This is a genomic window from Micromonospora echinofusca (genome assembly GCF_017614955.1).
Classification (GTDB): Bacteria; Actinomycetota; Actinomycetes; order Mycobacteriales; family Micromonosporaceae; genus Micromonospora; species Micromonospora echinofusca_A.
Genome location: NZ_WVUH01000062.1, coordinates 1 through 25,830, shown reverse-complemented (window position 1 = coordinate 25,830; position 25,830 = coordinate 1). Strand labels below are relative to the sequence as shown.

Genomic DNA, 25,830 nt, shown 5'->3' with positions numbered 1-25,830 from the left:
ACCAGTTCCTCGTCACCGTGCGCCCGCAACGCCGGCCGCACCGTACGCACCAGCTCCGCCAGCAGCTCCCGGGCCGGCACCAGCCGGCCGGGCCGCACGTCGAGCAGCTCCCCGGCCAGCCCGTCCCGGGCCGCCCGCCAGTACGCCGCCCGCAGCACCTCCGCCGGGATGTCCGGCCCGTCGTCACCCCGGTCCACCGCCTCCGACGCGGTCACCACCAACGCCCGCACCAGCACCGCGTACAGCACCGACTCCTGCGCGGTCACCGGCACGTCCGCCACCCGGACCTCCAACGTCGGGTGGGTCACCGACGGCCGGACGTCCCAGAACAGCGTGCCGGTGTCCACCGTCGCCCCCGCCGTCAGCAGCATCCCGACCACCTGCTCGTAGTGGGCGAGCGAGGTGAACCGGGGCGGCGGCCCGGCAACCGGCCACCGCGGCCAGATCATCGTCCGCCAACTCGCATACCCCGAGTCCCGTCCGTCCCAGTACGGCGAATTGGCCGTCAAGACCAGCAGCAACGGCAGGTACGCCCGCAGGTGGTTGCTGACCCGCAGGGCCCGCTCCCGGTCCGGCAGCTCCACGTGCACGTGCAGGGCACAGATCGCCAGCTCGTCGTGCAGCCCCCGGAAGGTCGCCGTACCCCGGTCCTGCCTCGGCCCCTCGGTCACCGGCGGCACCGACGGCCCCGGCAGCACCGGCGTGCCGGCCGCGACCACCCACAGTCCTTCGGCGGCGGCCGACTCGACGACCACCCGCCGCGCCTCGGTCAGCTGCTCCCGCAACGTACCCGCCGACGACACCGGATCCGTCCGGGTCTCCACGTGCAGCTTCGTGATCTCACCGGACACCCGCGACCCGAGCCGCGCCGCGGCCCGGGCGACGACAGGTGCCGCGTGCGGCACCACCCGGCGGGTCACCGGATCGACGACCAGGAACTCCTCTTCCACGCCGAAACGGGGACCCGGCGGGACGTCCCACCCAGCAACCTGCCCGGAAACCATGCGGAGCCGACCCGCCCTCCACTCGCCGCGACGCCGCCGGACCGCGGCTGGCTGTCAGGCTAACCGGTACCCTCCGCCGCGCCCGGCAGCGACGGGCCGGCAACCATCGACGCGACCGACATCGATCCGGCCGCCCTCGACCGAGGCGTCCTCGACCCGGGTGCCACCGACCCGGGTGCCACCGACGTGACCGGCTCGGCCCCGGCGAGCAACCGGGCCATCAGGCCCGCCAGCAGCGCCGTCCGCTCCGGCATCCGGGGCTCCGGTCCCCGGGCCGGACCGCCCCGCTCCTCCAACTCGGCGAGCTGTCGCTCGACCCGGTCGAGGTGCAGGTCGACCTGCCACTCGTCGTAGCCGTTGAAGCGGACCCGGAAGACGACGTCGTGGACCTCCTGGGAGGCGACCGGCGGGCCCACCGGCTCACCGGCGAGTGTCGCCTCGACCCGGTCCAGGAAGGCGTCCACCTCGTCGACCTTGTAGCCCCGGCGGAGCGCCTTGCGCCGGAAACGCTGACCCTGACTCGCCACTATGTCTCCTGGTTTCGTTCGCTACGCCACGTCACGCCGTAGCCCCGCTCGACGCCGTCCCACTCTCGTCCGCGGCAGCGGCCAGTTGGCCGCAGGCACCGTCGATCTCCCGGCCCCGGGTGTCCCGCACGGTGGTGGAGACACCAGCATCCCGCAACCGGCGGACGAACTCCCGCTCGACCGGCTTCGGACTGGCGTCCCACCGGCTGCCCGGGGTCGGGTTGAGCGGGATGAGATTCACGTGGGCCAGCCGGCCGGCCAGCAGCCGGCCCAGCAGGTCGGCGCGCCACGGTTGGTCGTTCACATCCCTGATCATGGCGTACTCGATCGACACCCGACGGCCCGTGCGGGCCGCGTAGCCCCACGCCGCATCCAGCACCTCCGCGACCTTCCAGCGCTGGTTGACCGGCACGAGTTCGTCGCGCAGCTCATCATCGGGCGCGTGCAGCGACAACGCAAGGGTCACCGAGAGGTCTTCGCTGGCCAGCCTGCGGATGGCCGGCACCAGACCGACGGTGGACACCGTGATGTGCCGCTGCGACAGGCCCAGTCCCTCGGGCGCGGGAGCACAGAGCCGGCGTACCGCCGCGACGACCCGCGAGTAGTTGGCCAGCGGCTCACCCATCCCCATGAACACGACGTGGGACAGTCGCGGCGGCGAGCCGGAAACCGCACCGGAGGCAGCCACCCCGGCGAGGTACACCGCCTGGTCGACGATCTCGGCGGTGGAGAGGTTACGGGTCAGCCCCGCCTGGCCGGTGGCGCAGAACGGGCAGGCCATGCCGCAGCCGGCCTGGCTGGAGATGCAGACCGTGACCCGGTCCGGGTAGCCCATCAGGACGCTCTCCACCAGCGAGCCGTCGTGCAGCCGCCAGAGCGCCTTGCGGGTGGCGCCGTCGTCGCAGGCCAGTTCGCGTACCGGGGTGAGCAGGGTGGGCAGCAGCTCGGCCGCGAGCCGGTCCCGGGTGGCGGCCGGCAGGTCGGTCATCGCCGCCGGGTCGCGGACCAGCCGCCCGAAGTAGTGGTTCGACAGCTGCCGGGCCCGGAAGGCCGGCTCACCCAACTCGGTGACCAGGGCCTGACGGCCGGGCAGATCGAGGTCGGCGAGGTGCCGGGGTGGCATCGAGGCGCGGCGCGCGGCAGGGGCATCCGGACTGCTGGGGATCAGTGGCAGGCTCGTCATGGCCCGTCCAGTCTCCCACGCCGACCGGCGCGGATGACTGACCGGAGGTGCCGTTCCGGACCTGAACCTTCCGACGGCGCCGTCCGGGCGTGACGCACGACTCAGACCACCGGGACCAGCACGGTCAGCAACAGGTACGCCGTCGGGGCCGCGAAGAGGATCGAGTCCAGGCGGTCCATCAGGCCGCCGTGACCGGGCAGCAGGTTGCTCATGTCCTTGACGCCGAGATCCCGTTTGATCATCGACTCACCGAGGTCGCCGAGGACCGCGGCGCCGGAGACCGCCAGGCCGAAGAGCGCGCCCCACCAGGGGGCGACGTCGAAGCACGACCAGAGCAGCAGGGCGCCACCCAGCGCGGCGGCCAGCACCGAGCCGGCGAAGCCCTCCCAGGACTTCTTCGGACTGACGGTGGGTGCCATCGGGTGCCGGCCGAACGTGACGCCGGCGGCGTACCCGCCGGTGTCGGAGAGGACCACGGCCGCGAGGGTCACCAGCACCCGCAGGTGACCGTCGTCCGGTGCGGCGAGCAGGGCCGCGAACCCGCCGAGGAAGGGCACGTACACGGCGATCAGCGCGGTGGCGGTCAGGTCGCGCTGGTAGCCGGCCGGACCGTCGGCGAGCCGCCAGACCATCGCGGCCAGCACGGTGACCAGCAGCCCGAGGCTGAGCGCGTCGGGCCCGGCCCACCAGGCCAGGCCGACCATCAGCACCGCACCGGCGAGCAGCGGTACCAGCGGCGGGTTGGCGTCGGCCCGGCGGACCGCCCGCGCCATCTCCCAGCTACCGACGGCGACCGCCACGGCCACCACGGCCAGGAAGGCGGGACGGAAGAGGAACAGGGGTACCAGCACGACGGCGGCGAGGGTGACGCCCACCCCGATCGCGGCGGGCAGGTTACGTCCGGCCCGGCTCTGCCGGCCGGCGGCGGGCGGGGTGTCCGCCCCCGGTGCGGTACCGGCGGGTACCGACGGCTGGACCGGGCGACCGGCCCGGCGGCGGCCCGCCCGACGCCGGCCCCGCGGTGGCCGGGTCGGCTCCGCCAGCGGGTCGGTCGGCGGCACGTCGTCCGGCCCACCAGCCGGCTCGTACGGATACCCGTCGTCCGGTGCAGCCGGCTCGTACGGATACCCGTTGTCCGGCCCACCAGCCGGCTCGTACGGGTAGCCGTTGCGCGGGTCCGGTGACGGAATCGGCGGTAGCGGGGCCGACCGCTCGGCCGGAGGCAGCGGGGCGGAACGTTCGGCCGGAGGCGGTGGGGCCGACCGCTCAGCCGGCCAGGGCAGGCCGGTGGGCGCGGTGGGGCGGTCCCAACTGCGGGGCTCGGTACTGCCGTAGGGGTCGAGATGGGACATCAGACCTCGATCGGGCGTACTACGAGGCTCGCCACAAAACGCACGATCAAGATCAACCCCTAGGCGACTTATTGTCCTTCTGGTTATCCCGCCGGCTGCGGAGCCCGGCCCGGCAGCCGGTCGCACCGGCCGTTGGCGGGACCGATTCCGTGGCTTCACCCCGTCGTCACCCGGAATCCCGCCGAGCGTACTGCACCGGGCAGCGCCGGGCGGGGACCGATCTGCCCGGAGCCCCACGTCAGGGGACCCCGGCGGTGCGACCCGCCCGGCCGCAGGAGCCGTCAGACCTCGAGAAGCTCGGCTTCCTTGTGCTTGACCAGCTCGTCGATGTGCGCCACGTACTTCTGGGTCAGGTCGTCGAGTTCCTTCTCGGCGCGACGGCCGTCGTCCTCGCCGGCCTCGCCGTCCTTGACGATCCGGTCCAGCTCCTCCTTGCCACGGCGCCGGACGTTACGGACGGCGACCTTGGCCTCCTCACCCTTCTGCCGGACCACCTTGATCATGTCCCGGCGGCGTTCCTCGGTCATCTGCGGGAGCAGGATCCGGAGCTGGTTGCCCTCGTTGTTCGGGTTGACGCCGAGGTCGGAGTCACGGATCGCCTTCTCCATCGCGGCGAGCTGCGACGCGTCGTACGGCTTGATGAGGGCCATCCGGGGCTCGGGGATCCCGACGGAGGCCATCTGGGTCAGCGGCGTGGGGGTGCCGTAGTAGTCAATGATGACCTTGGAGAACATGGCCGGAGTGGCGCGGCCGGTACGAATGGCCCCGAACTCCTCCTTGGCGTGCTCGATCGCCCGCTCCATCTTTTCCTCGGCCTCGAGGAGGGTGTCGTCGATCACCTGTCCCCTCGCCTCCTTCTCTGCGTTGTTGTGGGCTCTGCTGTAGGTCCAACGGTCGCTCAGGCGGTGATCAAGGTACCGATCCGTTCGCCGCCCACGGCCCGGATGATGGTGTCGTCCCCTTCGGCGCCGAAGACCAGCATCGGCAGGCCGTTCTCCATGCAGAGGCTGAACGCGGCGGCATCGGCGACCCGCAGGCCGCGACGCAGCACCTCGGAGAAGGTGATCGAGTCGAACTTGCTGGCGTCGGGGTCGGTACGCGGGTCGGCCGAATAGACGCCGTCCACCCCGTTCTTGCTCATCAGCACCACGTCGGCGTGGATCTCCAGCGCCCGCTGCGCGGCCACCGTGTCGGTGGAGAAGTACGGCATTCCGGCGCCGGCGCCGAAGATCACGACGCGACCCTTCTCCAGGTGCCGGATCGCCCGCAGCGGAATGTACGGCTCGGCGACCTGGGCCATGGTGATCGCGCTCTGCACGCGGGTCTCGATGCCCTCCTTCTCCAGGAAGTCCTGGAGGGCGAGGCAGTTCATCACCGTGCCGAGCATGCCCATGTAGTCCGCCCGGGCCCGGTCCATGCCCCGCTTCTGCAGCTCGGCGCCCCGGAAGAAGTTGCCCCCGCCCACCACGACGGAGACCTGCACGCCGCGGCGTACCACGGTGGCGATCTGCCGGGCGATGGCCTGTACGACGTCCGGGTCGACGCCGATCGCCCCGCCACCGAACACCTCACCGGAGAGCTTCAGCACGACCCGGCGGGACCGTCCGGGCGGCGGCGCCGTGGGGTCTTCCTCCGCCAGGCTCCGGTCACTCACAACCTGCGTCATCCGCCCCGCCTTTCCGTCGCGGCCACGTCCGGCGCGCCGCGTCCTGCGAACCTGCCGCTGCCGACCCTATGTGACGAGGAGGCCGCGGTGCCTGTCACGTACACCGGCGGCCTCCTCTTCGATTTCGTTGCGCACCCGACCGGCCGCCCCGGTCAGGGGCGACCGGGGTCAGCGGATCAGGCCTGGCCGACCTCGAACCGCAGGAAGCGGGTCACCTCGATGCCGGCCTCGGCCAGCACCTGCTTGACGGTCTTCTTGTTGTCGGCGACCGACGACTGCTCGATCAGGACGTAGTCCTTGAAGAAGGCGTTCACCCGACCCTCGACGATCTTCGGCAGGGCGGCCTCGGGCTTGTTCTCCTCGCGGGCGGTCTGCTCGGCGATCCGCCGCTCGGACTCGACGACCTCGGCCGGCACCTCGTCCCGGGTGAGGTACTTCGGCCGCATCGCGGCGATCTGCATGGCGACGGCGCGGGCGTCCGAGTCGCCGGCCTCGTCGGTCTTGCCGGTGTACTCGACCAGCACGCCGACCGCCGGGGGCAGGTCCTGGCTCTTGCGGTGCAGGTAGACGGCGGTGGTGCCGTCCAGCTTCGCGAAGCGGTTCAGCACCAGCTTCTCGCCGATCTTGGCGGACTGCTCCTGCACCACGTCGGCCACGGTCTTGCCGTCCAGCGTCGAGGCGAGCAGCTCCTCGGCGTTCGACACGCCGGCGGCCACGCCGTGCTCGACGAGCTGCTGGGCCAGCGCGATGAAGGCGTCGGTCTTGGCGACGAAGTCGGTCTCGCAGTTGAGTTCGAGCAGCGCCTTGCCGGAGTGCGCGATGAGACCGTTGGCGGCGGTCCGACCGGCCCGCTTGCCGACGTCCTTGGCACCCTTGACGCGCAGGATCTCGACGGCCTTGTCGAAGTCGCCCTCGGCCTCGGTCAGCGCCTTCTTGCAGTCCATCATGCCGGCGCCGGTGAGGTCGCGGAGCTTCTTGACGTCCGCGGCGGTGAATTGGGACATGGCTCTCTCTTCGATCGTTGAGGCTGCGGTGGGATGGTCTTGTGCGGATTACCCGGAGTGCCGGACGAACCTTCCGGGACTTACCCGGAGCCGGTCCGGATTACGCCGGGAACCACCGACGGGGTGCCGGACACCCGACCCCGACCGGGCCGGACGGACCCGGCCAGCGGTGGGGAGGATCCGGCGGGACCGGTCCGGTCCACCGGCCGCGACGGCGACCGGCGGACCGGACCGGTGCGGTCACTCCGCCGAGGCGGTCGCCGGCTCGTCCGACTTCTTCGGCTCCTCGAGCAGCTCGCGCTCCCACTCGGCCAGCGGCTCGTCGGCGCCGACGACGCCCGCCTCGGGCTTCTCGTCACCGCGGCGACGACCGGAGCGGGCGATCAGACCGTCGGCCACGGCCGAGGCGACGATCTTGGTCAGCAGCTCGGCCGAGCGGATCGCGTCGTCGTTACCCGGGATCGGGAAGTCGACCTCGTCCGGGTCGCAGTTGGTGTCGAGCACCGCGATCACCGGGATGCGCAGCTTGCGCGCCTCGTCGACGGCGATGTGCTCCTTCTTGGTGTCGACCACCCAGATCGCCGCCGGCAGCTTCTGCATGTCGCGCAGACCACCCAGGGTGCGGGTCAGCTTGGTCTTCTCACGGGAGAGCTGGAGGGTCTCCTTCTTGGTGTAACCGGCGGCGGTGCCGCTCAGGTCACCCAGCGCCTCCAGCTCCTTCATCCGCTGGAGCCGCTTGTACACCGTCTGGAAGTTGGTCAGCATGCCGCCGAGCCAGCGGTGGTTGACGTACGGCTGGCCGACCCGGGTCGCCTGCTCGGCGATGGCCTCCTGGGCCTGCTTCTTGGTGCCGACGAAGAGGATGGTGCCACCCTCGGCGACGGTGCCCCGGACGAAGTCGTAGGCCTTCTCGATGTAGTCGAGGGTCTGGCGCAGGTCGATGATGTAGATGCCGTTGCGCTCCGTCATGATGAAGCGCTTCATCTTCGGGTTCCAGCGCCGGGTCTGGTGCCCGAAGTGGACACCGCTCTCCAGCAGCTGACGCATGGTCACTACGGCCATGGTGGGGCTCCGTTTCACGATCCCTGGTTGTCTCGCCCGGCCGGCGGCCGGGCGCCTGGCGCCTGGTCGCCGGCCATGGTGGGCCCGACCGGGGTCGGGACCAGGGGACCGTCGCCCCACGGAAGGACCGTGGGGAGGACGCGCGAGGTCGACCGCCTGAGGCGGTCGCCAGTCGCCCAGTGTACGCCCCCGCCGGCCCTCCGACTCACAGGGTGTAAGGAAGGGCCCCTTCTTATCGCTTTACGTAGGTAAAGGGGCCCTTCTTAACACATCTGCCCGCTCGGCTGTGCCGGATCAGCCCGCCGCGAGGGCAGCCGCGAGGAACAGCGCCAGCGCCACGGTGAGGTACGCGGTCGGGGGCCGCAGCCACACCCGTCCCGGCTCGGTCAGCGACACCGCGCCGGTACCCAGGCCGTAGAGACCGGCAGCGAAGATCGGCAGACCGCACACCAGGAACGTGCCGGACAGCACGTGTGCCGGCGACACCGGATCGTCGACCACCCCGCTGAACAGCACCCGCAGCGCGGGCACCTCGAAGATCAGCACCAGCACCGCGTAGATCACCGCCAGGGCCGGCCGGCGGGTGCGGTAGACCCCTTCCCCGGCCGGGCGGATCAGCTCCGGGTCGGCCGGCGGCGGCCCGTCCAGCCGGGGCATGACCGCCGGCATCGGCCCGGTCGGCTGGTCGAGCGGATGCGCGGGACCGACCGTCGGCTGGCCGCCGTCCGACCCCACCGGGCCGCTGCGCGTCGGCTGGATGACCGGGTACGCGGTGAGCCCGGCCGGCCGCCCCGGATCGGTACCCGGATCGTGGTCGACAGCGGGCACCGCCTCGGGCGGCGTACCCCGGTCGACGGCCGGTCCGTGCCCGGCAGCACCGTTGCGGCCACTCCTCGACGTCCCCGCACCGCCGAGCGGGTCGGTCTCGGCCCGCCGGCCGACCAGGGGATCCACCTCGGGCAGCCGGCCGGAACCCAACGCGTCGACGTCGGCCACCCGGTCGGCCCCCAACGGATCCACCCGGGGCAGCCGACCAGAGCCGAGCGCATCCACCTCCGGCAGCCGACCCGAGCCGAGCGCATCCACGTCCGGCAACCGACCCGAACCCAGCGCGTCCACCTCCGGCAACCGACCCGAACCCAACGCGTCCACGTCCGGCAACCGGCCCGAGCCGAGCCGATCGGAGGCGTGCCGGTCGGATCGGCGCGGGCGGCCAGTGCCGTACGGCTCGGTCTCGAAGGGTTCGGGGCTGAGCGCGTCACCTGTGCCGTACCGCCCGGTCTCCGCGTACCGTCCGTTGCCCGGCTCGCCCAGATCGGCGTACCGGCTCTCCCCGATGCCGCCCCCGCGCTGCTCCGGCACCCGGTGCTCCTCGGCGCGGTAGCGGTCCTCGCCCCCGCCCCGCCACTCCGGCTCGTCGTAACCGCGTTCGGCGCCGTACCAGCGCGACTCCTGGTCTTCGGGATAGCTCCGTTGTCCGTCCACGGTCTGGCACCGTATGTGAACTGTTCACCCCAGCGCCATTCGACCCACCGACGTACCGCCGGAAGCACGTTTCCGCTGCTGGAAGCGGTTGTCACAGGGTGTTCCCCATAGCACACGGAGTGCATGATCGTCCGGTTTTCCACAGCGTCCGTTGTTCTCCACAGGACGGGCCCGGCCGGTGGCGCGGACCGGGGTGACCCGGCACGGTCAGCGCCATGACGAGGGCGAGGCAGGCGGTCGGGGCGTACGGCGAACGGTGCGCGGTGCGTCACCTGACCGGGGCCGGACTCCGGGTGGTGGCCCGGAACTGGCGCGGCGGGCAGGGCGAGTTGGACATCGTCGCCTGGGACGGTGACGTGCTCGCCTTCTGCGAGGTGAAGACCCGACGGGGTGACCGGTTCGGCAGTCCGGCCGAGGCGGTGGTGGGCGGCAAGGCCGCCCGGTTGCGCCGGCTCGCCGTCGAGTGGCTGGCCGCCACCGGTACCCACGCCGACGACCTGCGCTTCGACGTGCTGTCGGTGTACCTGCCGGCCGCCGGTGCCGCCCGCGTCGAACACCTGAAGGGGGCGTTCTGAGATGGCCGCCACCGCAGCCGCCGACCGGGTCCGAAGGCTCGGGGAGTGGCCGGCATGAGCTACGCGAAGGTGCTCTGCGTGGGGCTGGTCGGGGTGACCGGGCACCTGGTCGAGGTCGAGGCGGACCTGGCCCCCGGCCTGCCGGCGGTGGTCCTCTCCGGGCTGCCGGACACCGCGCTGCACGAGGCCCGCGACCGGGTACGCGCCGCCGTGGTCAACTCCGGGCAGAAGTGGCCCAACCGGCGACTCACCGTCAACCTCCTCCCGGCCACCCTGCCGAAGTACGGCTCCGCCTTCGACGTGGCGATCGCGGCGGCGGTACTCGGCGCCTCGGGTGAGCTGCCCCTGCTGCCGCTGGCCGGGGTGGTGGTGCTCGGCGAGCTCGGGTTGGACGGTACGGTCCGGCCGGTCCGGGGGGTCCTGCCGATGGTGGCCGCCGCTGCCCGGGCCGGCATCGACCGGGTGGTCGTACCGGTCGGCAACGTGGCAGAGGCGGCGGTCGTCCCGGGGATCCGGGTCCGCGCGGTGGACACCCTGCACCGGCTGGTGGCGTTCGTCCGGGACGGTACGCCGCTGCTCGAACCGCCCGCCGATCCGCCTGCGGCACCGTTCCCCGGCGCCGACCTGGCCGACGTCGCCGGGCAGCAGACCGGGCGCCGGGCCCTGGAGGTGGCGGCAGCGGGAGGTCATCACCTGGCACTGTTCGGGCCGCCCGGAGCCGGCAAGACCATGCTCGCCGAGCGGCTCCCCTCGATCCTGCCGGCCCTGGCCGACGACACCGCGCTGGAGGTCACCGCCCTGCACTCGATCGCCGGGCTGCTGCCGGCCGACGGGCGGTTGATCCGCCGGCCGCCGTTCCAGGCGCCGCACCACACCGCGACGGTGCCGGCCCTGGTCGGCGGCGGGAGCGGGCTGGCCCGGCCGGGTGCCATCTCGCTGGCCCATCGGGGGGTGTTGTTCCTCGACGAGGCGCCCGAGTTCACCAAGGGCGCGTTGGAGGCGTTACGCCAACCGCTGGAGCACGGTCTGGTCCGTCTGGTCCGCAGCCAGGGCGGTACCGAGTACCCGGCCCAGGTGCAGCTCGTCATCGCCGCCAACCCCTGCCCCTGCGCGAAACCCGCCGGGGACGCGTACTGCGAGTGCAGCCCACTGGCCCGGCGGCGCTACCTCGGCCGGCTCTCCGGTCCGCTACTGGACCGGATCGACGTACAGGTGACCCTGCTGCCGGTGCGGGCGGCGGAACTGATGGAGACCACCGCCACCAGCGAACCGTCGGCGGTGGTGGCGGCCCGGGTCCGGGCGGCCCGCCAGGTCGCCGCCGCCCGCTGGGCGCCGCTCGGACGGCAGCTCAACGCGGAGGTACCCGGGCCGGAACTGCGCCGTCCACCGTGGCGCCTGCCGGCCCGCGACACCGGGGAGCTGCGCCGCCGGCTGGACAGTGGCGCCCTCTCCGCCCGGGGTTTCGACCGGGTGATCCGACTCGCCTGGACGGTCGCCGACCTGGACGGCCGGGACCGCCCCGACCGCGACGACGTGGCCGAGGCCCTGCAACTGCGGACGGGAGGAGCGTGACCGACCGGCAACGGGCGCGACCGGGCAGCGGTGGAACCGGCACGGAGCAGCAGAAGCACAGGACGGGAGATTCGTGGTGAGCACCGTTGAGGAACGGCGGTTGGCCCGGGTGGCGTTGACCTGGTTGTCCGAGCCGGGTACGTGGTCGGTGTGGCGGCTGGTCGAACGGCTGGGCCCGGTGGCGGCCCTGGACCTGCTGGTGACGGGTGAGGCGCCGGACGACCGGCTGCGGGCTGCCGTGGCGGCCCGGATGGCGTCGGGTGATCCCCGGGCGGTGGCCGCCGAGGCGCTGGACCGGGCCGAGCGGCTGGGCGCCCGGGTGGTCACCCCGGAGGACGAGGAGTGGCCGGTCCGGGTGGGCGACCTGCGACTGCTCGCCCTGTCGGGCGCGCAACGCCGGGTCGACCAGGAGACAGCGCCGCCACTGGTCTTCTGGGTACGCGGGCAGTGGCCGCTGGCCGAGATCCTGGACCGGTCGGTGTCGGTGGTCGGCGCGCGGGCGGCCACCGGGTACGGCACGCACGTGGCCACCGGTCTCGGTTACGGCCTGGCCGAGCGGGAGTGGACGGTGGTCTCCGGCGGTGCGTTCGGCATCGACGCGGCGGCGCACCGGGGTGCGTTGAACGCCGGTGGGGTGACCGTGGCGGTGCTGGCCTGCGGGGTGGACCGGCCGTACCCGATGGGCAACACCGCGCTGTTCGACCGGATCGCGGAGACCGGTCTGCTGGTCAGCGAGTGGCCGCCGGGAGCGGAGCCGTTACGCCCCCGGTTCCTGATCCGCAACCGGGTGATCGCGGCGGCCACCGCCGGCAGCGTGCTGGTGGAGGCGTCGGCGCGCAGCGGGGCGACGCAGACCCTGCACCGGGCGCTGGCGGTACGCCGGCCGGCGATGGTGGTGCCGGGGCCGGTCACCTCGGCCATGTCGGTCGGCGCGCACGAGTTGCTCCGCGAGTTCCCGGCGGCCCGGCTGGTCACCGGGGTGCCACAGGTGCTGGAGGAGGTGGGTCGGATCGGGGCCGACCTGGCGCCGGCGGTGCGGGGCCCGGAACGCCCGCACGACCACCTCGACGACGAGGCTGCGGCTGTGCTGGAGGTGGTACCCCGTCGTCGGTTGGCTGGCCCGGACGCGCTCGCCGCCCGGGCCGGCGTGGAGGTCCGGGTGGTCCTGCGCAAGCTGTCCCTGCTGGAGCAGCTCGGTCTGGTGGTCCGGCGCGACGGCGGGTACGCCCTCGCCCCGCCGGCGAAGCTGGCAGCACGGGGACGGCATGAGACGTAGGAGGGTGGTCAGTCGTGCCCTGGGCCGGGCCGGTAGTCGCGTCGGCATGACGTCCTCAGCGTTCCCCGTTGGGACCGCCGTCTGAGGTGGGGCAGGCATCCCCCGGCCCGACACCGACGGAACCGGCCGCCTGATCCCTCCGCACCGACGCGCCGAGTTCACGGACGAACCACCAGAGGACAACAGCGCTCGCAGGCACCCCGACCCAGGCGCGCCAGGTCCCCTCACCCACGGTTTCGGGCAACAGGATCACCGACAGGAGGAGCATGAGTCCCGGTACGGCGAGCCTCCGCCGCGAGCCGCCCATCTGCATCGCCTCCCGCCTGTCGACGACGACTACCACCGGGGCTCGCGGTGGTCGGACGTGGCGGTGGCGTCGGCCGTACCCGCCGCCCGCCCGTCGTCGCGGACACCGACCGTCGCCGCCACCCGTGACATGATGCCTCCCGTGTCGCTTCCTCGTCGATCGCTGCTCGGTCTCGGGCTGGCCGCCGCGACTGCCGCCGTCGCCGGCTGCGCCGAACAGCCCAGCAACCGCTGGTCGACCGGATCGGCCACCCCGGCGGGGACGACACCGGGCCGCACCGCCGCGAGCACGTCGGCCGGCCCGGCCGGCACCGCACCCCGGGTCGCGGTGAGTCCCACCAGCGGGCCACCCCTAGCCGCCGGGTACGGGCCAAGGGTCGAGACGGTACTGCGGCGCTACCTCGCACCCACCCGGGAGAACCCCGACCACCCCGGGTACGCCGGGGCGGTGGCCCTCACCCAGGTGGCCGGCCGGCAGCAGGTGCTCGTCCCGGTCGGCGAGGCACTGCGCTACGGCGCCGGCCCGGTGCTCCTGCCCGCCGACAAACGGGTCGCCATGCGACCGGACTCGATCTTCGACCTCGCCTCGATCACCAAGGTCTACACCGCGATCCTGCTGCTCCAGCAGGTCGACGCGGGACGGCTCGACCTGGCCGCACCGGTGGTCGACTACCTGCCCGGGTTCACCGGTACCGGCAAGTCGACCGTCACCGTGTCCATGCTGCTGACCCACAGCAGCGGCCTGCCGGTCGGGGCGAAGGTGACCGGCTACTCCAGCGACGCCGAACGCTGGGCGGCGGTACTGGCCACCCCGCTGGTCAGCGGAGCGGTGCCGGGGACGGTCTTCCGGTACTCCAGCGTGGGTCTGATGGTGGCCGGCAAACTGGTCGAGAAGGTCACCGGCCAGCGGCTGGACCAGGCGTTGAAGACCCAGCTCACCGACCCGCTCGGGCTGCGCTGGACCGGTTTCAACCCGGACACCTGGTTGAGCGGTACCGACCGGGCCACCCGACTGGTCGCCACCGACGCCCGGACCTCCCGGGGCCTGCTGCGCGGCGTCGTACACGACGACGTCGCCAACCACCTGGGCGGCATCGCCGGGCACGCCGGCATCTTCAGCACCGCGCAGGAGGTCGCCGTCATCGGGCAACTCCTGCTCGACGGCGGTACCTTCAACGGCCGGCGGATCCTCGCCGAGAGCACGGTGCGACGGATGCTCGGCAACGCCAACGCCGGGCTGCCCGCAGTCGATCCGGAGCGACCCAACCGGACCTCCGACCACGGCCTCGGGGTGGTGCTCGACCAGCCCTGGTTCATGGGCCGGCTCAGTTCGGCGGCGACCTTCGGACACACCGGGTTCACCGGCACCTCGCTGCTCGTCGAGCCCCGCCGTAGGCTGGTCCTGGTCCTGCTGACCAACCGGGCACACCCCAACTGGAGTTGGGCCGACCCCGATCCGACCCGGGTGGACGTCGCCGACGTGGTCGGCTCGGCGGTACGCCCCGGCACCCGGCTCGGCCGGTAGGAGCAGGCACACACCCAGGACGGGAGCGATGGGCGGCGGGAGTACCCGGGAACGGCACGCGGCCCTGCCGCAGCCGATGCGGGACGCGGTGGACGATTTCGCCCGGCACCTGTCCCGGGTGGAGAACCGGTCAACGCACACCGTCCGGGCGTACGTCGCCGATCTGGTGTCCCTGTTCGACCATGCCCACCGGATGGGCTGCACCACGCCGGCCGGGCTGGATCTCGGCGTCCTGCGTAGCTGGCTGGCGCGGCAGCGCACGACCGGTGCCGCGCGTACCTCGCTGGCCCGCCGGGCCGCCTCGGCTCGGACGTTCAGCGTCTGGGCACACCGGACGGGGCTGACCGGGTCCGATGTGGCCGCCGGTCTGGCCAGTCCCCGGCCCCGGCGGGAACTGCCGGCCGTACTCCGCCCCGAACAGGCCGCCGCGCTGGTGGAGGCGCCCGAACAGGCCGCCGCGCCGGTGGAGGCGCCCGACGTCGAACCGGAGCCGGTGCTGCTGCGGGACCGGTTGCTGCTCGAACTGCTCTACGCCACCGGGGTCCGGGTCAGTGAACTCTGCGGCCTGGACACCGGGGACGTCGACCAGGGTCGTCGGGTGGTGCGGGTACTCGGCAAGGGCAACCGGGAGCGGACCGTGCCGTACGGCCTGCCGGCCCAGCAGGCTCTGGATGTCTGGCTGCGGCAGGGTCGGCCCGTCCTGGCCGGCCCGGGTAGCGGCGACGCGCTGCTGCTGGGGGCCCGGGGTGGCCGGCTCACCCCGACGGTGGCCCGCCGGATCGTCAGCGGGTACGCCCGGGCCGCCGGTCTGCCACCGACCAGCCCGCACGGTCTGCGCCACTCGGCGGCGACGCACCTGCTGGAGGGGGGTGCCGACCTGCGCGCCGTGCAGGAACTGCTCGGACACGCCTCGCTGGCCAGTACCCAGATCTACACCCACGTCTCGGTGGAGCGGCTGCGTGCCGCGTACCGGCAGGCCCATCCACGGGCCTGAGTGGGTGGCGGGTGTCCTCGGCGGATCGCAGGGCGGAGCCGGCCTACCCGGATCCGGACGGCGCCGGCCGGGGTACGGCGGCGAAGTCGGAGAGCGTGAACCACCGGGGCAGGGCCCGGCGCAGCGCCTCCGGACCGGTGACCGACACGACCCCGGTTCGCAGGGCCTCCGGCCAGGTCAGGTCGCCGCGCCAGACACGCACCATGCCGCGTAGGCTCGCGGTCACCGTCACGGCCACGGCGTGCCCGGGATCCACGTCGCAGATGTCGGCCTCGTCCCGGGTAATGACGAGCCACCAGGCAGACAGGTCGGCCGGTACGTCGCGGAAACGGAAGTGGACCACCGTCCGTCCACCGGGCACCGCGGCGTGGTCGACGTGGCGGTGCATGTCCCACAGCAGCAGCTTCGGGTCCAGGTCCTCGTCGCCCAGCTCACCGATCCAGCGGGTGCCCCACGCGCCGAGCGCCTCCAGCACCGGCCGCAGCTCGTGTCCCGCCCGGGTCAGGACGTACCGCACCTCACCGCCCTCGACGCGGCGCTCCACCACGCCGGCCCGGACGAGTTGGTGCAGCCGCCGGGACAGCAGGGTGGGCGACATCCTCGGCAGTCCCCGACGCAGGTCGTTGAACCGCTGGGATCCGCTCACCAACTCCCGTACGACGAGCAGCGTCCAGCGTTCGTCGAGCAGTTCCATGGCCTTCGCGATCGGACAGAACTGGCGGTAACCGGCCCCCATGGCACGCAGGCTACGTGGCAGCGGCGGGCGCGGCCAGCAGCGTCGGGCGCCGGTACAGATCTCGTACTAGGTGGCTCTCCCGCCGCTGCCTACCGTCTGCTCCAGGACGAGTGGAGGAGACGTCATGAGCGTGCAGACCTGGGCGGCCGAGACCGACCGGGCGGTGAAGGCGAAGCATCGGCAGATGTGGGCGCTGGGCGACTACGCCACGGTCGCCGACGAGGTCATCCCGGAGCTGGGGGCGGTCCTGGTCCGGGCCGCCGGGGTGGGCCCCGGCGACCGGGTGCTCGACGTGGCCGCCGGCAGCGGCAACGCGGCCATCCCCGCGGCGCTGGCCGGGGCGAGCGTGATCGCCAGCGATCTGACGCCGGAGTTGCTGGCAGCCGGGCGGACGCTCGCCGCCCGGCGGGGCGCCGAGCTGGAGTGGCAGCAGGCCGACGCCGAGGCCCTCCCGTACGCCGACGGCGAGTTCGACCATGTGCTGTCCTGCCTGGGCGTGATGTTCGCACCCCGGCACCAGGTCAGCGCCGACGAGTTGGTCCGGGTCTGCCGGCCGGGCGGCACCATCGGCCTGATCAGCTGGACACCGGAGGGGTTCCTCGGGCAGATGCTGCGCACGATGAAGGCGTACCTGCCACCACCGCCGCCCGGCGCGCAGCCCCCGCCACTGTGGGGCGTCGAGGAGCACGTCCGGGCACTGCTCGGGGACCGGGTCACCGACGTGGTGGTGCGGCGCGAGACCGTCACGGTGGACCGGTTCGCCAGCCCCGAGGCGTTCCGCGACTACTTCAAGGCCAACTACGGGCCGACGGTCGCCGCGTACCGGGGCATCGCCGACGATCCCGCGCGGGTCGCCGCCCTCGACGAGGATCTCGTGGAGCTGGCCGGACGACACATGGCGGCTGGAACGATGCGGTGGGAGTACCTGCTCCTCACCGCACGCCGGAGCGGTTGAGCGGACGCCGGGTCGGCCACACCGGGCAGACCCGGCCACGGCTGCCGGGGTTCCGGTGGTCATGGTCGACACCTCCGTCCGGGCCGTAGGGTTCTCCCATGTCCGGTCGACTCATCGAGGGTGTCCACGTCGGGTGGGACAACATTCGGCAGTGTTTCTCGCTCGACCCGGCGGTCAGTCATCTCAACCACGGGGCCTACGGCGCGGTGCCGATCGCCGTGCAGCGGGCCCAGCAGCGGTTCCGTGCCGAGATGGAGTCCAACCCGATGCGGTTCTTCCGGTCGGATCTGACCGAGCGGATCGCGCACACCCGGCGGCATCTGGCCACCTTCCTCGGTGCCGACCCGGAGGGCGCCGCCCTGGTCCCGAACGCCACCAGCGGGGCGGCGATCGTGCTCCGCTCGCTCGGCCTGCGCCCCGGCGACGAGGTGCTCACCACCGACCACGGGTACGGCGCGGTCGGGCTCGCGGTGCAGCGGGAGTGCCGGCTCACCGGGGCAACCACCCGGACCCTGGCCGTGCCGTTGCAGGCCACCGACGAGGAGATCGTCGGTATCGTCCGCGCCGGGCTGCGGCCGGGCCGGACCCGACTGCTCGTCGTCGACCAGCTCACCTCCCCCACCGCCCGGCTCTTCCCGGCCACCGCCATCGTCGCGGCAGCCCGGGAACACGGCGTACCGGTGCTGGTCGACGCCGCGCATGCCCCCGGCATGCTGGCCACCCCGGTGGACGCGGTCGGCGCCGACTTCTGGGTGGGCAACCTGCACAAGTGGGCGTACACGCCACGGGGCACCGCCCTGCTGGTGGTCGCCCCGGCGTGGCGGGAACGGATCGAGCCGCTGGTCGTGTCCTGGCTACAGGAGCAGGGCTTCCCGCCACGGGTGGAATGGCAGGCCACCCAGGACTACACCGGGTGGCTGGCCGCCCCGACCGGGCTGCACGTCCTGCGCACCCTCGGCCCGGAGCGGGTACGCGAGCACAACGCGGCGCTGGTGGCGTACGGCCAACGGGTGGTGGCCGAAGCGCTCGGCCTGGCCCCCGCCGACCTGCCGCAGCCCGGCGGACCGGGGGTGTCGATGCGGCTCGTTCCGCTGCCGACGGGGGTGGCCACCACGACCGACGCGGCCGTCGCCCTGCACCGACTGATCTCCGACCGGCTCGCCGCCGAGGTGGCGGTGGTCGGCTGGCAGGGTCGGGGCTGGCTGCGCCTCTGCGGTCAGGTCTACAACTACGCCGACGAGTACGACCGGCTCGCCGACGGGCTGCCCGGGGTGCTGGCCGCAGCGCACTGACCGGACCGGCCGATGGCCCGACCGCGGACGACGACGGGTGGGCCTGCCACCGGCCGACCGACGACGGGCCGGCTGCCTGCCACCGGCCGACCACCGTGCCGGCGGGCGGTCCGTCGAGCGGCAGCAGGCGGACCCGACCGAGCCCGAGGAGCCCCAGCGGGTCCAGGTACTCCGCGCCCCGGCGCAGCCCCCAGTGCAGGCAGGCGACCGCCGGGCAGCCGGGGTGTCCGGGCAGTAGCACGCCGATCGGCTCTCCTGCGGCGACCGGGGTACCGGCGGACAGCAACGGCCGCACCGGCTCGTACGTGGTCCGCAGTCCCGTGTGGTGCGCGACGCTCAGCACGGGTCGACCGGCGACCGGGCCGGCGAAGTGCACCCGCCCGGCTCCGGCGGCCCGGACGACCGTGCCCGGTGCTGCCGCCAGATCCACCCCCCGGTGGCCGGGTAGCCACGGTCGGGGCGGCGGCGCGAACCGGCGGACCGGTCGCGGTGTGCCGTCCACCGGCCAGCGGAACGCTGTGGCCGCAACGGCCGGCAGGCGGACCGGTACGGCGGCGCCGGCGGGCGGAGGCAGCGTGGACAGCAGCGTCGACACGGTCAGCAGCAGCGGCGCGTACCCGGCCGCCCGGCGCGCGGAGAACATCCACATGGGTCGGAGCGTCGCCGGTCGGGCCGGCTTCGGGCAAACGGAGAACGATCCACCTGTGGACAACCAGGTGGCTGTGGAAAATGCCCGGTTGACGAGTTGATCTGCTATGGGCGCAGTGGGACGTTCCGGACAACGCCCGGCCCGTCAGGCTCGGGCGGCCTGCGCGCCGGCGTGGGTGGTGAACCGGGTCCGTCAGGGTGAACCGGTGACGTCGGATCGGCGGCCGGCACCACCCGTGGGGGACATGGTGGGCCGGCGGCTCGGCCGGCTGCGGGAACCCCGCCCGCCGGCTCGGCGGTCAGCTACCGAAGCCGGAATCTGCCGGTAACGAGATATCGGGCTTCTCCAACTCTTCCACGTTGACGTCCTTGAACGTCATCACCCGAACATTTTTCACGAAGCGGGCGGGACGGTACATGTCCCACACCCAGGCGTCGTGCATCTCCACCTCGAAGTAGACCTCGCCGTCCGAGTTGCGGACGTGCAGGTCCACCTGGTTGGCCAGGTAGAACCGGCGCTCGGTCTCCACCACGTAGGAGAACTGACGGACAATGTCGCGGTACTCCCGGTAGAGCTGGAGCTCCATCTCGGTCTCGTACTTTTCGAGGTCTTCCGCGCTCATCGCACTCCGCCTTCCATGCCCACATCTTCCCCCACCGGCGCCGACGGCCGAGCCGGCTCGCCCAACGCCACGCCGACGGTACCCTCTACCGGCTCAGCGTGCTGAATCGGCTCACGTCCACCGATGCCCACCGGACGCCGGGCCCGGGGTGGCCGCCCCTGCCGACCCGAGATCGCCGCCACGTTGGCGTACGAGAACCGGTGCTCCGGACACGGGCCGTGCGCCCGCAACGCCGAGGTGTGCTCGGCGGTGACGTACCCCTTGTGCTCGGCGAACCCGTACTCCGGGAACCGTCCGTCCAACTCGACCATCAGCCGGTCCCGGGTGACCTTGGCCAGTACGCTCGCCGCAGCGACACACGCGGCCACCTGGTCGCCCTTCCACACCGCGAGCCCGGGGACGTCCAGCCCGTCGACGCCGAACCCGTCGGTCAGTACGTACTCGGGACGGGTGGCCAGCGAGGCCAGGGCCCGGCGCATCGCGGCCAGGTTCGACACGTGCAGTCCCCGGGTGTCGACCTCCACCGCCGGGACCACCACCACCGCGTACGCCAGGGCCCGCTCGCACACCGCCTGGTAGACCCGCTCCCGGGCAGCCGGGGTGAGCAGCTTCGAGTCGGCCAGCTCGGCGATCTCGCCACGCCGTCCCTCGGGCAGGATCGCGGCGGCGGCGACCAGCGGCCCCGCACAGGCGCCCCGTCCCGCCTCGTCGGCGCCAGCCACATGCCGGAAGCCCCGCCGTTGCAGGGCCCGTTCCAGGGCGTAGAGCCCGCCCTCCCGGCGCACGACGGTGCGTGGTGGGGTCAGCACGGCGCCTCCTCTCCCCACACGCGGCGCAGCAGGGCCGGCAGGTCCGCCGGATAGTAGCGGTCGGCGGTCGACGACAGCTCGTCGACCGACCACCAGCGGTGCCCATGGATGCTGGCCTGTTCCACCGGGTTGAATCCGGCCGTGTCCACCACCCAGTCCGACACCCGGAGCAGGAAGAACGCCTGTTCCTGGCAGTACGGCACGCTGTCGAAGAAGAACCGGGTGACCTCCCAGTGGACCGGCTCGCCCAGGTCGGCGGCGGCGACCCGCAGGCCGGTCTCCTCGGCCAGTTCCCGGACCGCCCCGGCAGCGAACCCCTCACCCGGTTCCAGTCCACCGCCCGGGGTGAACCAGTACCGGTGCTCGGGGCGGGCCGGATCGGAACCGGCGAAGAGCAGCACCCGGTCCGCCGCGTCGACGAGCAGGATCCGGGCCGCGCGTCGAGGGGTGTGGGCCGTCACCGGACCAGACTAGGAGACGTGGACCGGACGGCCCACGCCACCCGTGGCCGACCATCGTCGCCGGTCACCGCTGCGGTTCGGGGATCCGGTCGAACTGCTCGGGTACGGAGAGCACGGTGGCCCGGCCGACCGGCCAGAAGATGGTGAACGCGCGCCCCACCACGTCGTCGACCGGGATGGTCGCCTCGTTGATGTCCTGCTCCGAGGAACGCCAGTGCTCCAGCGAGTCACCGGACGCCGAGCGGTGGTCGCCCATCACCCAGAGCCGCCCGGGCGGCACGGTGATGTCGAACGCCTCCTTGGCCGGCTGGTCGCGCTGGCCGTTCTCGGTGAACAGGTACGGCTCGTCCAGCGGCTGCCCGTTGATCACGATCCGGCCCTCGGGGTCGCAGCAGACCACGTGGTCGCCGGGAACCCCGATCACCCGCTTGATGAAGTCCTCCCCCTCGGGGTTGTGACTCCACTCGATCGGCGCCTTGAAGACGACGATCTCGCCACGTTCCGGTTCACGGAAGTCGTACACCAGTTTGTTGACGAGCACCCGGTCCCAGATGTTGAGGGTGTGCTCCATCGACGGGGACGGAATGTAGAAGGTTTGCAGCACGAAGGCGCGGACCAGCCACGCCACCAGGATCGCCACCCCGATGAGGATCGGCAGTTCCCGCCAGAACGAGCTGCGGGGTTTGTCGGTCTGCTCGTCAATCACGAGTGGAGCCTACGTCGCCGGAGCACGTGCGTCCGCCCGGAACGCGCGAGAGCGCCCAGGGCCACCGTTACCGGGACAACCACGGCGATACCTCCCGAAGGGTCAGGTCGGAGCGGGGACACCCCCGGCGCCGGTGCGGCGACCGGCGTGGGGACGCTGGCGAAGGTCTCCGGTACGGACAGCGAAGCCCACCGGGCGGACGGCCAGACGATCACGAAGGCCCGGCCGATGACGTTGTCGATCGGCACCGGCCCCTGGCACCGGGCATCCTGTGAGACAAGCCGGTGGTCGCCCATCACGAAGAGCTGCCCCGGGGGTACGACCACCTCCTCGAACCGGCGGGACCGGCACTCCCGGCCGTTCGGCGGGATCTCCAGCGGGGAGTCGCGCAGCACGTACGTCTCGTCGAGCGGGATGCCGTTGACGGTGACCCGCCCCTGGTCGTCGCAACAGGCCACCCGGTCACCCGGCACCCCGATGACCCGCTTGATGAAGTCCTTCTCCCCGGGGCGGCCCACCCCGACCAGGTCACCGACCGTCCGGCCGAGTTTGCTGAGGAAGGACCCGTCGGGCTCCTCGTCGACCTGCGGCGCCCAGCCGTCGGTCCCCCGGAACACCACGACCTCACCGCGTACCGGGTCACGGAGGTCGTAGACGACCTTGTTGACCAGGACCCGGTCCCCGATCAGGAGGGTGTCCTCCATGGACCCCGACGGGATGAAGAACGCCTGGAGCAGGAAGGTGCGGATCAGGATCGCGAGGCAGAAGGCGACGACCAGCAGCAGCGGCAGCTCCTGCCAGAGCGGCATCTGGCGACGGGTGCGCCGGGTCCGGCGACGCCATGGATCGACGTCACCCTCCTCATCCACCGAATGCACCAACGCCGCTCCCCCGGTCCCGGAATACGACACTACCGCCCGGGGGCCGGTCCGGCCCCACGAGCGGTAGTCGGGTCGTGCCGCTGCGAATACCGCAGCCCGCGATTCAGCCCTGCTCGTACGATCAGCGTAGTTCGCCCGGCCGTACCCCGGCCAGGCCGCCGGTCGCGTCAGCTCGGCTGCTTCTCGCGCTTCTCCTTGATCTTGGCCTTCTTGCCGCGCAGCTCGCGCAGGTAGTACAGCTTGGCCCGACGGACGTCACCGCGGGTGACGACCTCGATCCGGTCGATGGCCGGGCTGTTCAGCGGGTACGTCCGCTCGACACCCACACCGAAGCTGACCTTGCGGACCGAGAAGGTCTCCCGCAGACCGTCACCCTGGCGGCGGATGACGACGCCCTGGAAGATCTGCACACGGGACCGGTTGCCCTCGACCACCCGCGCGTGCACCTTGACGGTGTCACCGGCGCGGAAGTCGGGGATGTCGACCCGCTGGGACTGGGCGTCGAGAACGTCCAGGATGTTCATCGTTCAACCTCGTGAGGTCACGGCGTACCGGTGGTCGGCACGCGGATGGGTGATTCTGATCCCCGGGTGGTGATCTGACCGATCCCGGTCGGGGATCCTCGCACCCACTCGCGGCGCGAGGGAGTGCGGCAACCCCACTACTTTGCCATATCGGCCGACGGCACCGGGAACCCGGCCTCGCCCAGGGTCGCCACGTCCCGTTTGTCCAGGCTGTCCCCGGGCAGGGCGGCGATCATGTCCGGCCGGCGGGCGGCCGTACGCCGCAGCGACTCGTCCCGTCGCCAGCGGGCGATCCGCCCGTGGTCCCCGGAGCGGAGCACCGCCGGCACCTCGTGCCCCCGCCAGACCGGCGGCTTGGTGTAGACCGGGGCCTCCAGCAGACCGTGGGCGTGCGACTCCTCGTCCAGCGAGCCGGCGTTCCCGAGCACGCCGGGCAGCAGCCGGGTGACCGCCTCCATGATGACCAGGACCGCCACCTCGCCACCGAAGAGCACGTAGTCCCCGAGGGAGACCTCGGTGACCGGCATCCGGGTCGCGGCATGGTCGAGCACCCGCTGGTCGATGCCCTCGTATCGGCCGCAGGCGAAGATCAGGTGCTGCTCGGCGGCCAGTTCGTGGGCCAGCGCCTGGGAGAAGCGGACCCCGGTCGGGGTGGGTACCAGCAGCCGGGGCGGGCGCCACCCGTCGGCCGTACCGCCACCCGGCAGGGAACCCGGGGCCGCACCGGGTGGGGCTGCCAGCGCGTCGAGCGCCTCGCCCCACGGCTCCGGCCGCATCACCATGCCGGGCCCGCCGCCGTACGGGGTGTCGTCGACCGTGCGGTGCACGTCGTACGTCCAGGTCCGCAGGTCGTGCACGGTGAGGTCGAGCAGGCCACCGGACCGGGCCTTCCCGATCAGGGAAAGATCGAGCGGGGCGAAGTACTCCGGGAAGATCGAGACGATGTCGACGCGCATGCCATCCTCCTGACGGATCGCGCTCCAGCGGATCGACGGACCTGCTCCGCCCGACGACGGTCGGACGTCGACCCGGACCGTCGGACCGCCAACCGGACGGTCGGACGTCGACCCGGACCGTCGGACCGCCGCCCGGAGGGCCGGGGCCGGCGGCACGGTTCACAGGTCGAGCAGGCCACCGGGCGGGTCGACCACGACCCGGCCACCGGCGAGATCCACCTCGGGGACGATCGCCTTGACGAACGGGATCAACGCGGTCCGCCCCTCCGGGCGGCGTACCACCAGCAGATCCGATGCGGGGGCGTGATCGATCCGGGCCACCTCACCGAGCTGCTCCCCGGCCGGGGTCACCACGGCCAGACCGACGAGCTGGTGGTCGTGGAACTCCTCCGGGTCCTCCGGCGGCGCCACGTCCGCGCTGTCCACCCAGAGCAGGGTGTTGCGCAGCGCCTCGGCGACGTCGCGGTCGAGGATGTCCTCGAAGACCACCAGCAGCCGACCCTGGTGCCAGCGGACCGACTCCACGGTCAGTGCGGCGGGTACCTGGAACAGCTCACCGGGGACCGGCTGCCCGTCGGGGACGGGTGAGGGCCTCGCCCCCGGCTCGGTGCGCAGCACCGAGCCGGGGGCGAACCGCGCTTCGGGCTCATCGGTCCGCACCTCCACGGTGACCTCACCGCGGATACCGTGCGGCTTACCGATCCTGCCGACGATCAGGAGCATCAGTACGAGTCGACGATGTCGACGCGGATCCCGCGCCCGCCGATGGAGCCGACAACCTGGCGCAGCGCCTTGGCGGTCCGCCCGGACCGCCCGATCACCGTACCCAGGTCCTCGGGGTGCACCCGCACCTCGAGTCGCTTGCCCCGACGGGAGTCGACCAGCCGGACACGGACGTCATCCGGGTGGTCGACGATGCCCTTGACCAGGTGCTCCAGCGCTGGCCGGAGTGCCATGTCAGGCCTGCTCACCGGCGTCGGCAGCAGCAGCCTGCTCGGCGGGGGCCTCGGCCTTGGCCGGCTCCTCGGCCTTGGCGGCCTTCTTCGCCGGCTTGGCCGGGGTGTCCGCCACACCGGCGGCGGCCTTCGCCTCGGCCTCGTACGCCGCCTTGCGGTCGGCGCGCTCCGGCGCGACCTTCAGCGGCTCGGGGGCCGGCAGGCCCTTGAACTTCTGCCAGTCACCGGTCTTCTCCAGCAGGCGCTGGACCGCCTCGCTCGGCTGCGCGCCGACGGACAGCCAGTACTGGACCCGTTCCGACTTGACCTGGATCACCGAAGGGTCTTCCTTCGGCTGGTAGATCCCGACGAACTCGATCGCCCGACCGTCACGCTTGGTGCGCGAGTCGGCGACAACGATGCGGTACTGCGGGTTGCGGATCTTACCCATCCGCAGGAGCCGGATCTTTACGGCCACAGTGTGTTCGCTCCTGTTGCGATTCTCACCGGCCCGGACGGGCGGTGGGCGGGTGAGCGCCGACCGGCGCAGTGGGGTTTGCGCCGGAGACTGCTCGGTGGACTGACGACGTGCCCGGGTTAGAGGGCGCCGGTCACGCGCCGGATACCAGCGACCCATTCTGCCAGACGCGACCCGGACGTCGCGCACCGGACCGGCCGGTACCGCCGTTCGTACCCGCCGGTGACCTCGGTCACCCGCCACGGCGACCGACGGTGCTCCCTCGACCGACGATCCCCCGGCCCCTGTCCCGAGC

General features: G+C 72.6%; 27 protein-coding genes and 2 pseudogenes. 8 read left to right on the top strand and 21 right to left on the bottom strand.

The window, feature by feature from the left end; all coding sequences use genetic code 11:
• The 9 genes and pseudogenes from GSF22_RS10050 to GSF22_RS10010 form a co-directional block, all read right to left on the bottom strand.
• Positions 1–950 (bottom strand): carboxylate-amine ligase (locus GSF22_RS10050; RefSeq protein ID WP_307803879.1); only part of this gene is annotated, 950 nt, incomplete at its 3' end.
• A gap of 296 nt (positions 951–1,246) precedes the next feature.
• Positions 1,247–1,531, bottom strand: a pseudogene (locus tag GSF22_RS10045) (DivIVA domain-containing protein); the annotation flags it as partial.
• Between the two features lie 31 nt (positions 1,532–1,562).
• Complete coding sequence (gene rlmN / locus GSF22_RS10040) at positions 1,563–2,714, bottom strand: 23S rRNA (adenine(2503)-C(2))-methyltransferase RlmN (RefSeq protein ID WP_208813171.1); 1,152 nt, start codon at positions 2,712–2,714, stop codon at positions 1,563–1,565.
• A gap of 101 nt (positions 2,715–2,815) precedes the next feature.
• On the bottom strand, positions 2,816–4,066 hold the full coding sequence (locus tag GSF22_RS10035) for a phosphatidate cytidylyltransferase (RefSeq protein ID WP_208813169.1): 1,251 nt from the start codon (positions 4,064–4,066) through the stop codon (positions 2,816–2,818).
• A gap of 281 nt (positions 4,067–4,347) precedes the next feature.
• Positions 4,348–4,905, bottom strand: a complete 558-nt coding sequence (gene frr / locus GSF22_RS10030) for a ribosome recycling factor (RefSeq protein WP_208813167.1) — start codon at positions 4,903–4,905, stop codon at positions 4,348–4,350.
• 59 nt (positions 4,906–4,964) lie between these two features.
• Entirely contained in the window at positions 4,965–5,732 is a 768-nt protein-coding gene (gene pyrH, locus GSF22_RS10025) for a UMP kinase (RefSeq protein WP_244366910.1), read from the bottom strand.
• Positions 5,733–5,908: 176 nt separating this feature from the next.
• Entirely contained in the window at positions 5,909–6,736 is an 828-nt protein-coding gene (gene tsf, locus GSF22_RS10020) for a translation elongation factor Ts (RefSeq protein WP_208813165.1), read from the bottom strand.
• A gap of 240 nt (positions 6,737–6,976) precedes the next feature.
• Entirely contained in the window at positions 6,977–7,798 is an 822-nt protein-coding gene (rpsB, locus tag GSF22_RS10015) for a 30S ribosomal protein S2 (protein WP_208813163.1), read from the bottom strand.
• A gap of 294 nt (positions 7,799–8,092) precedes the next feature.
• Complete coding sequence (locus GSF22_RS10010; RefSeq protein WP_208813161.1) at positions 8,093–9,283, bottom strand: hypothetical protein; 1,191 nt, start codon at positions 9,281–9,283, stop codon at positions 8,093–8,095.
• Positions 9,284–9,498: 215 nt separating this feature from the next.
• Between GSF22_RS10010 and GSF22_RS10005 the strand changes: the two genes are divergently transcribed.
• The 5 genes from GSF22_RS10005 to GSF22_RS09985 all read left to right on the top strand — a co-directional run bounded on the left by GSF22_RS10005 (position 9,499) and on the right by GSF22_RS09985 (position 15,531).
• Positions 9,499–9,858 (top strand): YraN family protein, encoded by a 360-nt coding sequence (locus GSF22_RS10005; protein ID WP_208813159.1) that lies wholly within the window; start codon positions 9,499–9,501, stop codon positions 9,856–9,858.
• Between the two features lie 54 nt (positions 9,859–9,912).
• Positions 9,913–11,430 carry a YifB family Mg chelatase-like AAA ATPase gene (locus GSF22_RS10000; RefSeq protein ID WP_208813157.1) on the top strand — a complete coding sequence of 506 codons (1,518 nt, stop codon included), beginning with the start codon at positions 9,913–9,915 and terminating at the stop codon, positions 11,428–11,430.
• 73 nt (positions 11,431–11,503) lie between these two features.
• On the top strand, positions 11,504–12,706 hold the full coding sequence (locus GSF22_RS09995) for a DNA-processing protein DprA (protein WP_439957755.1): 1,203 nt from the start codon (positions 11,504–11,506) through the stop codon (positions 12,704–12,706).
• A gap of 439 nt (positions 12,707–13,145) precedes the next feature.
• Positions 13,146–14,537: a serine hydrolase domain-containing protein gene (locus GSF22_RS09990; protein ID WP_244366920.1), complete on the top strand. Its 1,392-nt coding sequence runs from the start codon at positions 13,146–13,148 to the stop codon at positions 14,535–14,537.
• 28 nt (positions 14,538–14,565) lie between these two features.
• Positions 14,566–15,531: a tyrosine recombinase XerC gene (locus tag GSF22_RS09985; protein ID WP_244366907.1), complete on the top strand. Its 966-nt coding sequence runs from the start codon at positions 14,566–14,568 to the stop codon at positions 15,529–15,531.
• Between the two features lie 43 nt (positions 15,532–15,574).
• Here the strand turns inward: GSF22_RS09985 and GSF22_RS09980 are convergent, their stop codons facing one another.
• Entirely contained in the window at positions 15,575–16,267 is a 693-nt protein-coding gene (locus GSF22_RS09980) for a winged helix-turn-helix transcriptional regulator (RefSeq protein WP_208813153.1), read from the bottom strand.
• Between the two features lie 124 nt (positions 16,268–16,391).
• Between GSF22_RS09980 and GSF22_RS09975 the strand changes: the two genes are divergently transcribed.
• Both GSF22_RS09975 and GSF22_RS09970 read left to right on the top strand, forming a co-directional pair.
• Positions 16,392–17,222, top strand: coding sequence for a class I SAM-dependent methyltransferase (locus tag GSF22_RS09975; protein ID WP_208813151.1), 831 nt, complete (start codon positions 16,392–16,394; stop codon positions 17,220–17,222).
• Between the two features lie 98 nt (positions 17,223–17,320).
• Positions 17,321–18,514, top strand: a complete 1,194-nt coding sequence (locus GSF22_RS09970) for an aminotransferase class V-fold PLP-dependent enzyme (RefSeq protein ID WP_208813149.1) — start codon at positions 17,321–17,323, stop codon at positions 18,512–18,514.
• Positions 18,515–18,623: 109 nt separating this feature from the next.
• Here the strand turns inward: GSF22_RS09970 and GSF22_RS09965 are convergent.
• Positions 18,624–19,163, bottom strand: a pseudogene (locus GSF22_RS09965) (murein hydrolase activator EnvC family protein); the annotation flags it as partial.
• Here GSF22_RS09965 and GSF22_RS09960 point away from each other — a divergent pair.
• A complete protein-coding gene (locus tag GSF22_RS09960; RefSeq protein ID WP_208813148.1) occupies positions 19,090–19,263 on the top strand; it encodes a hypothetical protein in 174 nt (57 codons plus the stop codon). The pseudogene GSF22_RS09965 and the gene GSF22_RS09960 overlap by 74 nt on opposite strands.
• A 198-nt stretch (positions 19,264–19,461) precedes the next feature.
• On the opposite strand, the gene GSF22_RS09955 is transcribed toward GSF22_RS09960, so the two are convergent.
• The 10 genes from GSF22_RS09955 to rpsP form a co-directional block, all read right to left on the bottom strand.
• Positions 19,462–19,785, bottom strand: coding sequence for a DUF2469 domain-containing protein (locus GSF22_RS09955; RefSeq protein WP_011905215.1), 324 nt, complete (start codon positions 19,783–19,785; stop codon positions 19,462–19,464).
• On the bottom strand, positions 19,782–20,594 hold the full coding sequence (locus GSF22_RS09950) for a ribonuclease HII (RefSeq protein ID WP_208813146.1): 813 nt from the start codon (positions 20,592–20,594) through the stop codon (positions 19,782–19,784). Before GSF22_RS09950 ends, GSF22_RS09955 begins: the two co-directional genes overlap by 4 nt.
• Positions 20,588–21,055, bottom strand: coding sequence for an NUDIX hydrolase (locus tag GSF22_RS09945; RefSeq protein ID WP_208813144.1), 468 nt, complete (start codon positions 21,053–21,055; stop codon positions 20,588–20,590). The genes GSF22_RS09950 and GSF22_RS09945 overlap by 7 nt, the downstream gene beginning before the upstream one ends.
• Positions 21,056–21,119: 64 nt before the next feature.
• A complete protein-coding gene (gene lepB, locus GSF22_RS09940; protein WP_208813142.1) occupies positions 21,120–21,761 on the bottom strand; it encodes a signal peptidase I in 642 nt (213 codons plus the stop codon).
• Positions 21,758–22,642, bottom strand: coding sequence for a signal peptidase I (lepB, locus tag GSF22_RS09935; protein WP_208813140.1), 885 nt, complete (start codon positions 22,640–22,642; stop codon positions 21,758–21,760). The genes lepB (GSF22_RS09940) and lepB (GSF22_RS09935) overlap by 4 nt, the downstream gene beginning before the upstream one ends.
• A gap of 167 nt (positions 22,643–22,809) precedes the next feature.
• Positions 22,810–23,166, bottom strand: coding sequence for a 50S ribosomal protein L19 (gene rplS / locus GSF22_RS09930; protein ID WP_208813138.1), 357 nt, complete (start codon positions 23,164–23,166; stop codon positions 22,810–22,812).
• Positions 23,167–23,303: 137 nt separating this feature from the next.
• Positions 23,304–24,122: a tRNA (guanosine(37)-N1)-methyltransferase TrmD gene (gene trmD, locus GSF22_RS09925; RefSeq protein WP_208813136.1), complete on the bottom strand. Its 819-nt coding sequence runs from the start codon at positions 24,120–24,122 to the stop codon at positions 23,304–23,306.
• Between the two features lie 159 nt (positions 24,123–24,281).
• Entirely contained in the window at positions 24,282–24,845 is a 564-nt protein-coding gene (rimM, locus tag GSF22_RS09920; protein ID WP_208813135.1) for a ribosome maturation factor RimM, read from the bottom strand.
• Entirely contained in the window at positions 24,845–25,105 is a 261-nt protein-coding gene (locus tag GSF22_RS09915; protein ID WP_208813175.1) for an RNA-binding protein, read from the bottom strand. The genes rimM and GSF22_RS09915 overlap by 1 nt, the downstream gene beginning before the upstream one ends.
• The gene (gene rpsP, locus GSF22_RS09910; protein ID WP_208813134.1) at positions 25,080–25,535 is read right to left on the bottom strand and encodes a 30S ribosomal protein S16; all 456 of its coding nucleotides are present in this window, start codon (positions 25,533–25,535) and stop codon (positions 25,080–25,082) included. Before rpsP ends, GSF22_RS09915 begins: the two co-directional genes overlap by 26 nt.
• Between the last annotated feature and the right edge of the window lie 295 nt (positions 25,536–25,830).